This window comes from Pseudomonas sp. GL-B-19 (assembly GCF_019956415.1).
Lineage (GTDB): Bacteria > Pseudomonadota > Gammaproteobacteria > Pseudomonadales > Pseudomonadaceae > Aquipseudomonas.
Window position 1 is genome coordinate 1 of sequence record NZ_JAHBDK010000037.1, and the last position, 14,250, is coordinate 14,250.

General features: G+C 48.9%; 13 protein-coding genes and 4 pseudogenes. 4 read left to right on the forward strand and 13 right to left on the reverse strand.

Annotated features, from left to right (window positions below; translation table 11 throughout):
• From KGB06_RS30115 to KGB06_RS15820, 11 genes and pseudogenes are all read right to left on the reverse strand, one after another.
• On the reverse strand, positions 1–145 hold a 145-nt coding region (locus KGB06_RS30115; RefSeq protein WP_223517392.1), incomplete at its 3' end, for a glycosyltransferase family 2 protein.
• A 3-nt stretch (positions 146–148) separates the two neighbouring features.
• Positions 149–1,423: an O-antigen polymerase gene (locus KGB06_RS15775; protein WP_223517274.1), complete on the reverse strand. Its 1,275-nt coding sequence runs from the start codon at positions 1,421–1,423 to the stop codon at positions 149–151.
• The gene (locus KGB06_RS15780; protein WP_223517276.1) at positions 1,423–2,940 is read right to left on the reverse strand and encodes an oligosaccharide flippase family protein; all 1,518 of its coding nucleotides are present in this window, start codon (positions 2,938–2,940) and stop codon (positions 1,423–1,425) included. The genes KGB06_RS15775 and KGB06_RS15780 overlap by 1 nt, the downstream gene beginning before the upstream one ends.
• Before the next feature lie 107 nt (positions 2,941–3,047).
• Entirely contained in the window at positions 3,048–3,620 is a 573-nt protein-coding gene (locus tag KGB06_RS15785; RefSeq protein WP_223517277.1) for an acyltransferase, read from the reverse strand.
• A gap of 1 nt (position 3,621) precedes the next feature.
• Positions 3,622–4,731: a DegT/DnrJ/EryC1/StrS family aminotransferase gene (locus tag KGB06_RS15790; RefSeq protein WP_223517279.1), complete on the reverse strand. Its 1,110-nt coding sequence runs from the start codon at positions 4,729–4,731 to the stop codon at positions 3,622–3,624.
• On the reverse strand, positions 4,731–5,600 hold the full coding sequence (rfbA, locus tag KGB06_RS15795) for a glucose-1-phosphate thymidylyltransferase RfbA (protein WP_223517281.1): 870 nt from the start codon (positions 5,598–5,600) through the stop codon (positions 4,731–4,733). Before rfbA ends, KGB06_RS15790 begins: the two co-directional genes overlap by 1 nt.
• Before the next feature lie 11 nt (positions 5,601–5,611).
• Complete coding sequence (gene rfbB / locus KGB06_RS15800; RefSeq protein WP_223517283.1) at positions 5,612–6,670, reverse strand: dTDP-glucose 4,6-dehydratase; 1,059 nt, start codon at positions 6,668–6,670, stop codon at positions 5,612–5,614.
• Positions 6,671–6,702: 32 nt separating this feature from the next.
• Complete coding sequence (locus KGB06_RS29995) at positions 6,703–7,767, reverse strand: LPS O-antigen chain length determinant protein WzzB (protein WP_223517285.1); 1,065 nt, start codon at positions 7,765–7,767, stop codon at positions 6,703–6,705.
• A gap of 251 nt (positions 7,768–8,018) precedes the next feature.
• A pseudogene (locus KGB06_RS15810) lies at positions 8,019–8,165 on the reverse strand (HU family DNA-binding protein); the annotation flags it as partial.
• Positions 8,166–8,175: 10 nt separating this feature from the next.
• On the reverse strand, positions 8,176–8,355 hold the full coding sequence (locus KGB06_RS15815; RefSeq protein ID WP_223517286.1) for a hypothetical protein: 180 nt from the start codon (positions 8,353–8,355) through the stop codon (positions 8,176–8,178).
• Positions 8,356–8,475: 120 nt separating this feature from the next.
• On the reverse strand, positions 8,476–8,613 hold the full coding sequence (locus KGB06_RS15820) for a hypothetical protein (protein ID WP_223517288.1): 138 nt from the start codon (positions 8,611–8,613) through the stop codon (positions 8,476–8,478).
• Between the two features lie 47 nt (positions 8,614–8,660).
• Between KGB06_RS15820 and KGB06_RS15825 the strand changes: the two are divergent.
• The 4 genes and pseudogenes from KGB06_RS15825 to istB form a co-directional block, all read left to right on the forward strand.
• Positions 8,661–9,494 (forward strand): annotated as a pseudogene (locus KGB06_RS15825) (transposase); the annotation flags it as partial.
• Positions 9,495–9,734: 240 nt separating this feature from the next.
• Positions 9,735–10,154 (forward strand): hypothetical protein, encoded by a 420-nt coding sequence (locus KGB06_RS15830; RefSeq protein WP_223517290.1) that lies wholly within the window; start codon positions 9,735–9,737, stop codon positions 10,152–10,154.
• 92 nt (positions 10,155–10,246) lie between these two features.
• Positions 10,247–11,132: pseudogene (locus tag KGB06_RS15835) on the forward strand (hypothetical protein).
• A pseudogene (istB, locus tag KGB06_RS15840) lies at positions 11,125–11,927 on the forward strand (IS21-like element helper ATPase IstB). Before KGB06_RS15835 ends, istB begins: the two co-directional pseudogenes overlap by 8 nt.
• 249 nt (positions 11,928–12,176) lie before the next feature.
• Here the strand turns inward: istB and KGB06_RS15845 are convergent.
• Both KGB06_RS15845 and KGB06_RS15850 read right to left on the reverse strand, forming a co-directional pair.
• Complete coding sequence (locus tag KGB06_RS15845) at positions 12,177–13,304, reverse strand: EpsG family protein (RefSeq protein ID WP_223517291.1); 1,128 nt, start codon at positions 13,302–13,304, stop codon at positions 12,177–12,179.
• 4 nt (positions 13,305–13,308) lie between these two features.
• A complete protein-coding gene (locus KGB06_RS15850; RefSeq protein WP_223517293.1) occupies positions 13,309–14,217 on the reverse strand; it encodes a glycosyltransferase family 2 protein in 909 nt (302 codons plus the stop codon).
• Positions 14,218–14,250: the final 33 nt, after the last annotated feature.

Genomic DNA, 14,250 nt, shown 5'->3' on the forward strand with positions numbered 1-14,250 from the left:
TATCAGTCGAAGAATCATCATGTACGACAATTTCATATTCAAAATCGGCCTTCTGAGACAGAAAAGACTCTATTGCCGAAGCAATAAATAATTCATGATTATATGTAACACATACAACACTTACAACTGGCTTGCAATACTCCAAAACCTAACCCTCCACTTTATAAATATAAACACTTTTGGCCCTACCAGAAAACTTGAACACCACAAACAGCAAGAACATAGCTACTAGATAGTAAAACGCCGAGTACTGCCTATAATAAAAAACCCCCCAAGACACAATCTGAAAAACCAGAATAAACAACAGGAAATTAGAAAATGGAAAAGTCTTGGTTCTTTTAATGCAAAGCAAAGTGACTCTCGCTAGTAGAAACATAAAAAAAGCCGCTAACAACATTCCAAGTTTTCCGAAATCATGTAAAAAAGAACCAATAAACGTTGGAAATACCCAAGGAATAACACCTCGATCGAGAAAATATTCAAACCAAACCTTATGATCAAGTGGCGTAAATACATCGCCAAAAATCCACGACTTTAATTCAACCACAGGTTCGAATGAGATTGCCCCATGCATTGCTGGAGGGTCTATCATGTAATGCGCATTAAAATTAAAGACCTGCTGCCCAGCATAGTCAAACAAAGCAAACAACAATGCTGCAGACCCATCCCCACCGAACCTTGACACTGAGATCTGCATAAAAACGATAAGTGCTGGAATAATCATAAGTAAAGCACCAATCAAAATAATTTTTTTATTCTCCCGACTCATAAACCCCCTAAATAATAAAAACAAGAACACAAGTGACATAATCCAAAAAACAACCCCATCCCTACCCGCATAAGATAGAATATAAAAAATATACGCAGTGCTCGAAACAAGGTGCAGCAGCGCTATTGACCTCCTCCCTGGATACCCTTCTGACAAGTTCAAAAAAGCAAAAACGATATTCAACAAAAACAAGTTTGCAACCAATGAAAAAATTGAATTAATCACCCCGAATTGACCTAGGGATGAAATATCGCCTGCAGAAATCAAAATCCTATTTGCATCAATATCACCAGTCAATGCAGAAACAGCGCTCACTGTAAAAAAAACCAAAGCAGAGAGTGATAACGGAATTAGCGAAAACTCTAAAACCCTCAGAAACTTAAAATTACTCAGTTCAATACAACAGAAATCACGATCTCTAAACCTGAAGAACCCCAGAAAAACCAAAGAAAGTGCGAATGTAAAAATTAGTACCGGCTCTAATTCAACATTATAACTATCATAGTATTCAAAAAAACTGTCTAAAATAATTGCGCAAAATGACGAGGCCACATATATTAAAATCAAATAACTAACAACGCCAAATCTGAAATTATTTACTGACTGGTAAACAACAAATAACAAAACAAAAACAAAAAACGGGATAAATATCATTACTTAACACCTAAATTTTTAAAAAAATCCAAACCCCATATAAATTTAGCGCAGAATGCCATGCACGCAAAAACAGCCCCCGAAACAAATATAACGTAAGCTAAAGCTCTAACGCTTGTTGATTGATCAATCCCGAATACGCCTATCAGTAAAGCCACCCCAACGCCAGGTGCGATTATTTTCACTACATCATTAATTAACCAAACTCCATGTAGTCCCGACTCAAGCTTATAGTGTACAAATGCAACCCAACCTAATAGAAAAAAACAATTTGTTGCCAGCCAAACATAACCTGCTCCAACCCCGCCGAAATGCGTAGCCGCCAAGACTATGCTTGGAATAAGGATTACAGTCATACCTGCATTACCAATGAGGTGGTAGCGTAAATTACCTTTGGCATATTGCAGGTAGTAGGAAAAGGCTGCTATTGCGAGTAACCCATTACCGACAGCATAAAGGCGAAGGACGGGAGCGGCACTTTCGGCCAGCTGCCGATCACCGGTCCAAGCAAAGAGCAGTGGTTCAGCGCAGCTGGCTAGAGTGATAGCTGCGGAGCCGGCGATTATGCTTACCAACTGGGTTGAATTTCGATAGACACGGATCAATTCGTCATTTTTACCTTCTGCGTGCAGTCTGGCCATGCGTGGCATTATGGCGCTGCTAATAGGACCGCTAATGACCATGATGCCGCTGGCGACTAGTACCGCCAAGGTGAAAAAACCATACTCTTCCAGAGGTAAAATGCCAGAGAGCACCAGTTTATCGCTTTGCGTGACCAGCACCCACACCGATGAGGTGAAGGCTATGGTCAGAGCAAACTTCAATATCGGCCGGATCGGTTTGAATGACCAACCGATGGACTGGCCAAGCGTTTCACTGGCAGGCAAAAGGTGTTGGCATTTTGAACCAAGCCCGATGATTTCAATAAGGGCGACCAAAAGCTGATAAACAAAGAAAACAAAAGGCGTAAAGCCGAAATACCACATTACCGGCAGTACGACAACAAAACGGAGAGTCGCGACCAAAGCACTAAAGCCACTTAACCATACCAACTGCTCGGAGCCGGTAACAACACCGCGGTAAAGGCCGCACATCCAACGCATGGCTACGTTGATTGCCATGATTTGCACTGAAAGAGTCACTACATCAAGCGGTAGTTTTTCTACATTAAGCCAACGGGTGGCAACCAAACCGGACAGTAGATACAATCCAGCGCCGCCCAAAACAGCGACAAGCATGAATATCAGGCTGAGCGCGCGGTAAAGCTGACGATACGCCAGAGCAGGCATCGTACCGCTATGGTAGCGTGCGGTTTCACGAGCAATGGTAGGCGTCAACCCCATGTCAAGTAACCCGAACCAAGCCTGCAACATGGTGAAGAAGCCAATCAGACCATAGGCCTCTGCGCCCATATACTTGATATACAAAGGCAAAATAAGTATGCCTATCAAGGTGACGTAAATCTGACTTATATAGCTTGCAAATATGTTACGCCTCAGAGACAAGATAGATATCAACCTTAATAGTTTAGCATGAATAAATTAAAGAATTTTACCCGCCACATATCATGAGGAAGTTAAAGTCGCGAAACAAAAAAGCAATATGAGATCTTATATTATTCGATTTAAATACATATCTGGTTTTTTAAAAAAGCCTGCTCCAATGCCAGCAAGTCTCTTTTTCTTTCCTTGATTCTTCGGACGGGAACACCTGTGTAAATCCCAAACTCCGTACAACTTTCAGAGACCAAACTCAATGCGCCAACAGCGACACCTTCGGCAAGGGTTACACCAGGAAGAACGATGCTGCCACAGCCAATAATCACATGACGGCCAATAGTGACATCTGCGAAATTGATGTTGGTAAACTCCTCGGAAACCATTGGATTGGTCATACTGGAACCACTATAGTCATCATTACTACTATAAATTGCAACTTTCGATGAGATGTTACTGAAGTCGCACAGAGTTATTTTCCCGGCACCGATGAGCGAAGTGTATACAGCAATATGAATATAGCACCCGATTTCAATACCACCGATGCCCGCAGAGAGCACGCAGAAGTCATCGATCCGCACATTATTGCCAATGACGATGTTTGCGCAATTATAGTAGGCGGCTTTGTCGGAAAGGCGCGAATTTTCTCCTACATGGGAGAACCCCATCTGTTCTATTTGTTCGCGGCTGAGCAGTCCCATCTCAAGCAGCCCTCACGACATGGATAATTCGGGCGAGGTCATCACTGGTGATATCTGAATAAATTGGCAGGCAAAGAACCTTCTCGGAGACCTCATTAGCTACAGGAAGGTTGTTGCGCTGCGCCGATAACATGCCCCGATACATTGGGAATTCGCTGATTAGCGGATAAAAGTATCGTCGTGAAAAAATATTGCTATCTTTAAGTTTCTGGTACAACTCATCACGACTTAAAGGGTGATCCGACTCAATTAAAATCGGAAAATACGAGTAGTTCGCAGCGGCCTGACTGCCGCCCTCTACGATTCGAATACCGTTTACCCCCTGGAGTTCCTCACGATATATCCTGTCAACTTCGCGCCGACGGGCAATTACTTGGTCGATATGCTTGAGTTGCAATAAGCCAAACGCTGCATTGATTTCACTCATTTTCCCGTTAATACCGGGAGCGACCACGGTGATTTCATCAACAAAACCAAAGTTCTTCAATTGATCAATACGTTTCTTGGTCTTGGCATCTGGACAAATAATTGCCCCACCTTCAAAGGTATTGAAGACTTTTGTAGCATGAAAGCTCAGCACACTCAGATCGCCATGCCGCAAGATGCTGCCTCCGGCGTCTTTTACACCGAAGGCGTGAGCGGCATCGTAAATCACGCGTAAGTTATAGTTGTCCGCGATCTTCTGAATAGCCTCGACGTCGCAAGGATTACCGTAGCAATGCACCGGCATAATGGCGGTAGTCTGCGGAGTAATGGCAGCTTCGACCTTTGCAGGATCGAGGTTAAGGGTGTGAGGATCGATATCGACGAATACTGGCTTAATGCCATTCCACAACAGTGAGTGGGCGGTGGCAACGAATGAATACGGTGTAGTAATGACCTCGCCAGTTACGCGCAGTGCCTGCAATGCAGTGAGTAACGCAATGGTACCGTTATTGAACAGCGCAATATGCTCGACACCGAGGTAGTCGCATAGCTGCTGCTCCAACTGCTGATGCATTGGGCCGCCATTGGTGAGGATTTTTTTGTCCCAAATTTGCTGCAAATAAGGGATGAACTCTTCCAGCGGCGGCAGGTAGGGCTGGGTGACGTAAATCGGTTTTTCGCTCATTACTTGTCCTCGACCAACGACAATAGATACTGACCATAGCCGTTCTTGCTCAGAGACTGGCCAATGCCACGCAGATTGTCCACGCTCAACCAACCATTATTAAAGGCAATCTCTTCCAGGCAGGCTACCTTGTAGCCTTGGCGCTTCTCGATAGTTTCCACGAAATGCGCCGCTTCCAGCAGGCTTTCGTGGGTGCCAGTATCCAGCCAGGCGAAGCCACGGCCGAGCAACTCTACGTGCAAGTCTCCTCGCTCCATATACGCCTGATTAATGCTGGTAATTTCCAGCTCGCCACGCGCAGAAGGCTTGACTTGTTTGGCGATATCAATCACGTCGTTATCGTAAAAATACAACCCAGTCACGGCATAGTGGGATTTTGGTTTGAGCGGTTTTTCTTCGATGGAGATGGCGCGCTTGTGCTCGTCAAACTCAACCACACCGAAGCGCTCCGGGTCCTTGACCTGGTAGCCGAACACGGTAGCGCCTTTGCTGCGGGCAACTGCGGCGCGCAGCATGGGACCAAAACCTTGGCCGTAGAAGATGTTGTCTCCCAGCACCAGGCAGACGTTATCCTGGCCAATAAACTCTTCACCAATGATGAAGGCTTGGGCCAAGCCATCCGGCTTGGGCTGCACCGCATAGCTAAGGTTGATGCCTAGATCGCGGCCATCCCCGAGTAAGCGCTGAAAACCACTAATGTCTTCTGGTGTGCTGATTAACAAAATGTCACGGATACCCGAGAGCATTAGCACCGACAGCGGGTAATAAACCATCGGTTTGTCATAAACCGGCAGCAGTTGTTTGGACACGCCCTTGGTGATGGGGTAGAGCCGGGTACCGGAACCGCCGGCGAGGATAATGCCTTTCATGTACTGCTTCCTTATGCCTTAACGCCCAGGCGCTCACGTTGATAGCTGCCATCTTGTACGCGGCGGCACCATTGCAGATTGTTCAGATACCACTCAACGGTCTTACGAATCCCAGACTCGAAGGTCTCGATGGGCGTCCAGTTAAGCTCGCGCTGAATCTTGCTGGCGTCGATGGCGTAGCGCAGATCGTGGCCGGGGCGGTCTTGGACGTGGGTGATCAAGCTGGCGTGCGGGCAATGTGGCGAGTCGGGCCGTAACTCGTCGAGCAGAGCGCAGAGCGCATGCACCACCTCGATATTTTTTTTTTCGTTATGACCGCCGATGTTATAGGTTTCGCCGAGCTCGCCTTCGGTGACTACCTTGTACAGCGCGCGGGCGTGATCCTCGACATGGAGCCAATCACGAATCTGATCGCCTTTGCCGTACACAGGCAGTGGCTTGCCTTCCAGGGCGTTGAGGATGATCAACGGCACAAGCTTTTCCGGGAAGTGGTACGGACCGTAGTTATTCGAGCAATTGGTGATCAGCGTCGGCAGCCCATAGGTACGACTCCAGGCGCGTACCAGGTGGTCGGAACTGGCCTTGCTGGCTGAATACGGCGAGCTGGGCGCGTAAGGCGTGGCTTCGATAAACAGTTCGGCTGGATCGTCGAGATCGCCATACACTTCATCGGTGGAGATATGGTGAAAGCGAAACCCGGCTTTGCGGCTGTCGTCCAGACCTTGCCAATACTGGCGAGCAACTTCCAGCAAGGTATAGGTGCCAACGATATTGGTCTCAATAAACGCCGCTGGGCCGTCGATGGAGCGATCAACGTGACTTTCCGCCGCCAGATGCATCACGGCATCGGGATGATACTCGCGAAACACTCGCTCAACTTCGGTGCGATCGCAGATATCCACCTGTTCGAAGGCGTAGCGCTCGCTACCGATGATGTCAGCCAGTGATTCGAGATTGCCGGCGTAGGTGAGTTTATCGAGGTTGACTACCGAATCATTGGTGTTGCGAATGATCTGGCGAATAACCGCAGAACCAATAAAGCCGGCGCCGCCGGTGACGAGAATTTTCATTCTTCACTCTTTTTAGCTGTTGCGAAGCGTTATCAGTTTACTTGCTGGCGACGCTTCGCCGACATGCTACGAATCAAGGCAATAAACACACCTAGCATACCGCCAAGAACAACCCCAAGAGCCAGTATCAGCGCTTTTTTAGGTTTGATTGGAGTGTCGGGAGCTTCGGCAATATTATCCAAGGTGAAAACCGCAACGTTAGTTGGACTCACGCTAACCTTGGATAGAAAATCCAGTTGATTTTCAAAATCGCGTAGACCGGCTATAAATGGGTCGTCATTCGTGCGGCTTTGCAGCACTGCCAGTTCGGCGCGAATGGCCTTGGCACCGCGCATATACATCAAATTGCCATCAACGAACTGCTCCAACTCACCATCCGACGATGTTCTGCTGGCTTTGACCTGCGGCGCTTGCACACCCACTTTATCTGCAACGGTTAAAGCTTCTTGCAGGCGAGCAATTCGGTCTTCACGAAGTTTTCTGGCACTCTCGCGCAATACCTCAATTCGACTCTTGATCGACTTGACTCGCGTACTGATTTCAGTCTTGGCTGTATCAACCATATCTTGCCGAGTCTTGGCCGCCGCCCGTTCGACGTACAAGTTTGCCCACTCTGCCGCCCTGCTCGACACTGCGGACTGCACTGCCACTTCGAATCGATCTGGGTTGTTCTTAATATCAGGATTGCTGATGACCAGTTTCTTGTTTAGAGCCTCCCGAAGCTGATCCTTTGTTTTTGAGCTTGCGTCAGCTTCCTGCGCGGGAAGATAGACCTGCTCGAAAAAGCTATTGCGCTGCCCCTCTGAACGAAGGTTCTGAGTAAACATGGAATAAACTTTTTTCTCAGTAAATTCTGGCAGCCCAGCCTCCGCTCGCCCCAGATTATAGCCAACGATATCTGCCAAGCGAGGCGGCAACAAACTGGTTTTTGCCTCGTAGACTGCCGCGGACAAAAAGGCATAACTAGCGGCTACGACTGCAGTCAACAGCGTCACAAGAGCAATCAGCAGCTTTTGCTTCCATAGATTCTCAAGCAACTCAACTAAATCAATCTCGTCCGAGGGTTGGTAGCTGTTTACGGGTGGGATCTGACTCACTGAAACTCCGGATCAAGAAAAAATCAATATCGTCAGCTCAGCAATGGGGATGGGGACTAAAAAATCCGCTCGCAATCCTTTGATTCTTTGACCTGGATAAAAGCCTCTCCTTGAGACGCGCCAAAGAAGAGATTCCTCACTGCCGACACGAACTATAAACTCAGCACGGCATTCTCTCAGATATGCGAACTATTACAAGACTTGACAGACCAGACGCAAAACTGACCTTCCCGTCAGTCCCTACAACGCCATTACTCCTCCTCATTCACCCGATCCCGCAACTCCTTCCACGGCTTGAAATGCGGAACGAACTTGCCATCCAAGCTTGCGGAATCGCCGGTCTTAGGGTTACGCCCGACCCGTGGCGCACGGAAATGCAGGGAGAAGCTGCCAAAGCCACAGGATAGATCAGCCCGGATACTGCGTCGCCTGCAGGTTTTCCCGGGCCTTTGTGACGTAGGCGAGCGTCACCGCCACGGCAGCCATTGCCACTGGGTTGAAGCTAAATACCAAGCCCGCCAAAAACGCTGTGACGGTCGCCGCCAGGCGGCCCTGCTGAACGAGTTGCAACCTCGATTCAGCGTCCATTCAGTTTCTCTGCGCGGCCGTCAACTCAGACACAAGCTGTTGAGCCGTCGGCAGCTTGGTGAATACAAGTGCCCCGTCGATCGCGACAGCCGGGACCGTGAGAACGCCCTGCCCCACCGCTTAGTCGATGTTCTTAACGATGTCGATCTCGCTCCAAACCGCTCCGCCGGGAAACGCTGCGAGCACGACGTCCTTGAGGTCGAGCCTGGACACGCTGCAGTTGCCGCATCCATCAGCATAAAAGACTTCGATCTTCATTGTTCAGCGTCCACGGGCACATGCTTCAGCCCATTCAGGATGGGGCAGTCAACTGGAGCGATCCGGGCCTGAGCACCCGCGCCGCGCGTGAGTACCTTGAAGGCCTCGATGAAGAGGCTTTGGCCGAAACGCTACCGAAACGCCTGTCGCTGGCGGATCCTCAAACCCACTGGACCGCTGCTCCTGCCGGCCCAGCTTTCTACGCTAACTCCACGAATTATCTGATCGATACCGAGCACGGCGTGATCATGGATGTGGAACCCACACCGGCTCATCGAACCGCAGAAGTCGAGAGCACCAAGAAGATGATCGATCGGGTCGAAGCGCAGTTCGACATCAAGCCAGATCGCCTCATTGGCGACACCGCTTACGGCACAGCGCCGATGCTGGCCTGGATGGTGGAGGAAAAAGACATCGAACCGCATGTGCCGGTGTGGGACAAAACTGAGCGCAAGAACGACAGCTTTTCGAGTAACGATTTCCACTGGAATGAAGAGGCTGAGGAATACCGCTGCCCGGCCGGCAACGTATTACGCGGCGAATGGCGAGCCTTCAAGAACGAGCGTTCACACGTCACAAAAGCCAACACCATCATCTTCCGATCCATGCAGACCGACTGCGCGACATGTCCGATGAAAGCCAAATACTGCCCGAACACTTCGATTCGCAAGATCGTCCGCAGCATCCATGAAGCCGCTCGTGATGTGACTCGACGCATCGCGGCGACGCCGGAGTACGTGCGCTCTCGCCACGAACGTAAGAAGGTCGAAATGTTGTTCGCCCACCTCAAGCGAATCCTGAAACTGGATCGCTTGCGACTACGTGGCATGAGTGGCGCGTCCGATGAGTTCACGCTGGCGGCCGCGGCACAGAACCTGTGACGTCTGGCCAAACTTGCATCTCAAGGGCCACCTTCTACGGGATAGGTGCGCCTGCACGAAGCTAAAAACCTCAAACTAACCCATTAACAGAGCAGCAAAGGTCAACGAAGGGCCGAGAAACCACTCAATGTGGTGATTAGGTTCTCCGGTGGTGGTCGTGCCTGAGTTCAGGTGAGCTGAAAATCCGACTTTTTCAACAGAATCGGCCAAAAGCGGACACCCAACCCTCGGCGCCCAGAGATGTCAGCGCGTCACCAAGTGGACCCCACCTGCTTCGCCATCGCAGCAGCTTATCTGCTAATCGGATTCCCTATTCATGCCCTGTTGATTCCTGGAAGCACAAAACAATCGCCTCACCCCGTCATTATAGAAACACGCAATACTGCAGAGCTTCGCCCCGATACCACCAATCACCTGTTCTTGTTGATTGGCGCCATGTTGACGATTCTGGCATTGGTCGTATCAGGTATCTCAGTACACCTGCTCAATGTCCTCAAGCAATTGGGGACAGCGACCGCTGTGACCTTGGCCATCGGCATGGTGATTGGGCCCTCGCAAGTCGCGGCACGGCTGGCAGAGTTTTCCATAGGTAGAAATCTCCACCCAACTTGGTCCGCACGAGCCGGTGTGTTGCTTTTGTTGCCGCTGACCGAAAACTGACCCAGTAAAGGCTGTTCTGCCGACTGAAAACTGACCCATGCGTTCAACTGCTCCTCCTCAATTTTTGAGCAGGAGAACACAGGGTGATCAGCATGGAAATGATGGGCAAAATTCGGCGCATGTATTTTCGCGACAAGCTGTCGCTGCATCAGATTGCCAAGCGTACCGGGCTGTCGAGAAATACCATCCGAAAATGGGTCAGAGCGCCCGAAGCAGCTCAGCCGGCTTACCAGCGGTGCGCAGCCTTCAACAAACTCAGTCCGTTTCACCAGACGCTGGAGCAGGCGCTCAAGGCCGATTCGTTTCGGGCCAAGCACAATCGCAGGAGCGCCAAAGCACTCTTCGAACAGATCAAGGCCGAGGGCTACGACGGCGGCTACAGCCAGCTCACCGCCTTCATACGTTCGTGGCGCGGTGAGCAAGGCAAATCCTTACGGGCCTTTGTACCGTTGACGTTCGCCCTCGGTGAGGCCTTTCAGTTCGACTGGAGCGAAGAAGGCCTGCTGATCGGCGGCCTGTTTCGACGGATCCAGGTTTCCCACATGAAGCTGTGCGCCAGTCGCGCATTTTGGTTGGTTGCGTATCCCAGCCAGGGCCACGGACTGGCAGCATTACATCCCGCTTATCGAACGCAAGCCCGGTGCGCTGCGCAATGGCGCTCCGTTTGCCGATCTGCCGAAGCCGTTGCTGCTTCTCAAGCGCGGTCTGAGGCGTCACGCCAATGGTGATCGGGTCATGACGCAGGTACTGGCGGCTGTTCCCATCGCCGGGCTCGATGCCGTGTTGGTGGCTGTGGAGTTGGTACTTGAATCAGGCAGCTTGAGCGCTGACCACATCCTGAAGGTTCTGGCACGACTGACATCGACAGCAGCCCCTCCGTCCGCCGAAACCAGCCTTCAACTCAAGGTGGCGCCTGTCGCCAATACCGCGCGCTACGACCGGCTCCGTACCACCGATGAAGAGACTCGCAATGCGTGATCTTATGGCGGAACTCAAGGAGCTGCGTCTGCATGGCATGGCCAGCGCCTGGGAAGAACTTGCGTCCCAAGGCGAAGCCTCGACGGCGTCGTCGAAATGGCTGCTCGAACACCTGCTTCAACAGGAACATGCAGATCGCGCCGTACGCTCGGTGAATCATCAGATGAACATGGCCAAACTGCCCATACATCGTGATTTGGCAGGCTTCGACTTCAGCGCTTCCAGCGCAGACGCCCGCGTGGTCAGGGATCTGTCCAGCCTGGAGTTCACCGATACCGCGCAGAATGACGTGTAATTGGCGGGCCTGGAACCGGCAAAACACACCTGGCCACCGCCTTGGCCGTGTCCGGAATCACGACGCATAACAAACGCGTGCGCTTCTACTCCACGGTGGATCTGGTCAATTTGCTGGAGCGCGAAAAACACGAGGGTAAGGCGGGCCGAATCGCTCAAGGGCTGCTTCGCACAGACCTGGTGATACTCGATGAACTGGGGTATTTGCCTTTTAGTCAGAGCGGTGGTGCCCTGTTATTTCACCTGCTGTCCAAGCTATACGAGTACACCAGCGTGGTCATCACCACCAACCTCAGCTTCTCGGAATGGTCAAGGGTGTTCGGTGACGCCAAGATGACCACGGCGTTGCTGGATCGGCTGACACACCACTGCCACATCGTCGAAACAGGCAAGGAGTCCTACCGCCTGCAACACAGCAGCTTGGTCGCCCAGACAAAGATCAAATCACGTGAGCGAAAGCGCAAGGACAGTGACGGCACAGAGGACGATGAACCGTTTTGATCGACACCGGGAATACCCTGCCGTATGCCTGCATGCGGTGGGGCTTAGTGCCTATGTCAGCGGGACAGTGCTGCTAAGCTTATCCACAATTACTGATGCAAAAATCAGCAATCGGCCCTAGGTCAATTTTCAATCGGCAAAGTGGGTCAATTTTTCATCAGCGCCACCACCCAACCTATCAAGCTGTCTTACAGACCGGCTAATAATCTGCTGGGCCACTATATTTTTTAAACCCAAGCCTCCACAAAATCAAAACTTAGGAACAATATCAATGTACGGAAGCAACGGATATAAAAAATTAGACAACGGATACCTTATCAGCACATTTATATTTGAAATAAACAAACACAAAATCAACAACAAATACAGAACATATCTAAAAGAGCCCTTTACATCCACTCTCAACATAAAAACGCTAAAAACAACAAAAGCGAACTGCCAAAGCCTATCACCTATAGCACCAAGAGACGTAGCAAACACCAAGGCGGACAATGCAGGGACTGAAGAAATTAAAAATGGCAACAAAATCCTTCCTTCGGCACCCATTGACTCCAAGACGCATTTTCTCGACGACACGATTTTATAGAAAAAACCCCCAACTAATAATATGCCCGCCAATGAAATACTATTAAACCCAACCGACCCAACATATTTGCCGCTATAGTCTTCCATCTTACTTACATTCAATAGCGCAATAGCCTTGTCAACCACTAACCCACTCACCCCCAATCCGAGTCCTGTCAAGGCAAGCCTTAAAGCACTTTGGCTGAAAAAATTATAGAACAACCAAAAAAAACCAAAAAAACAAAAAACAAAAGCCGCCTGCACGTGAAATGAAATAGAAGAAACCAGGAGAACAAAGCCTATAAGTTTTCTATCTTTTAAAAGGCAATACCCACCAAAAATAATTAAAGTCAAAGCACAACCGGCGCGTATTGCATTAGCCTCAAACAATGTAATCGCGTAAATGTTTATCAGCACGATCCAGGCCCAATTTATACCAAGCCTTCTCATTATGAAAACCCTCGTCATTAGCGATATCGTAGCGATTAACGCGTAGACTAACTCTGAACTTTCAGTGATAAAAAACAGAGCCCTCACAAACAGTACAAAACCAACCTCCAACAGGCCTGAAGGGGGAACACCTACGTAAATAATTGGCAAATTACTTTGCAGCGATAAAAAAATATCACTCAGCTGCATTTTTTGTATAGCGTCAAAATAGCCTATATAAAAAATATAATCATATGAAAAACTTTCCCGCGCAGAATAAAACGAACAGAAAGCCAATATTAAAAAAAGCACATATAAATTAAAACTAAAAAGACTTCGCGCCGCAGAATAAACGACGCCAAACCCTTGCTGTTTTTCTTGCACTTAATTACCCCTTACCTAACAATGACAAGAGCCTTAAATAAATGCTAGCCTTAGCACTCTGAAAATAAACACTCGGATTAATTGCGAACATAACCCTCCGTCGAAAGCTACTATCGTGATTGCAATACCTATCAAGAATCACATAGTTTTCCTTGCTAAGCGACTTGCCAAAAAACTGCATAAATTCTTCGGCCTGAGCGCGGAACGGGCTAACATTTGACAACCTGGAAAATCGTGAAATAATTTTCTTCTTTAAAGACCTTGAGGCTCCGATTACATTACTACCATGCTGTCTATATTTTATCGTAGGATACTCACTGTAGATAAATTTCCCGAATGCAGAAATCACTAAATACACCCATGCATCATGCATAACAGCATGGCTAGGCCTTACTGACCTGACTATCTTAAATGCTTGTTCATTCATTAGAATTGATGCGCCACTCGCGACAGATTCAACGATGGCATTTTTAAAGATCAAACCCTTTCTAGGTACTTTTGTGTAGCCTATAGGACCTAAAGACTCATCAACAATCTGTAATCGTGTAGAGACAGCAACGGGAATATCACTCCCTTCTTTCTTCAACAGGTCTACAGAATGCTTGATTTTGTCAATCACCCAAACATCATCAGCATCTGAGAATCCATAATAATCCCCGACAAAATCACAGCAGAAAACAGCTTCAATAAACGATTTGCACGCACCTAAGTTCTTTCCCTTCTGTATAAACACCCTGTCATCATTGGCATATTTTTCACCAATCAAACTAACTGTGCTATCAGTTGAACCATCATCTCTGATCCAAAGCTTTACATTTGCCGACTCCTGGCAAAGTATGCTATCGATTTGCTCAACCACATATTTCTCGCCATTGAACACCGACATGATTATCACAACGTCATGAACTTTCAAATCAAACTCCCTGTAGCGGCGTCAATTAAATTC

Excerpts from the sequence above, each read along its gene's own strand:
- KGB06_RS15775 (WP_223517274.1), bottom strand. The coding sequence starts at position 1,423 with ATGATATTTATCCCGTTTTTTGTTTTTGTTTTGTTATTTGTTGTTTAC.
- KGB06_RS15785 (WP_223517277.1), bottom strand. The coding sequence starts at position 3,620 with ATGGGACTGCTCAGCCGCGAACAAATAGAACAGATGGGGTTCTCCCAT.
- KGB06_RS15790 (WP_223517279.1), bottom strand. The coding sequence starts at position 4,731 with ATGAGCGAAAAACCGATTTACGTCACCCAGCCCTACCTGCCGCCGCTG.
- rfbA (WP_223517281.1), bottom strand. The coding sequence starts at position 5,600 with ATGAAAGGCATTATCCTCGCCGGCGGTTCCGGTACCCGGCTCTACCCC.
- rfbB (WP_223517283.1), bottom strand. The coding sequence starts at position 6,670 with ATGAAAATTCTCGTCACCGGCGGCGCCGGCTTTATTGGTTCTGCGGTT.
- KGB06_RS15815 (WP_223517286.1), bottom strand. The coding sequence starts at position 8,355 with ATGGACGCTGAATCGAGGTTGCAACTCGTTCAGCAGGGCCGCCTGGCG.
- KGB06_RS15820 (WP_223517288.1), bottom strand. The coding sequence starts at position 8,613 with ATGAAGATCGAAGTCTTTTATGCTGATGGATGCGGCAACTGCAGCGTG.
- KGB06_RS15830 (WP_223517290.1), top strand. The coding sequence starts at position 9,735 with ATGTCAGCGCGTCACCAAGTGGACCCCACCTGCTTCGCCATCGCAGCA.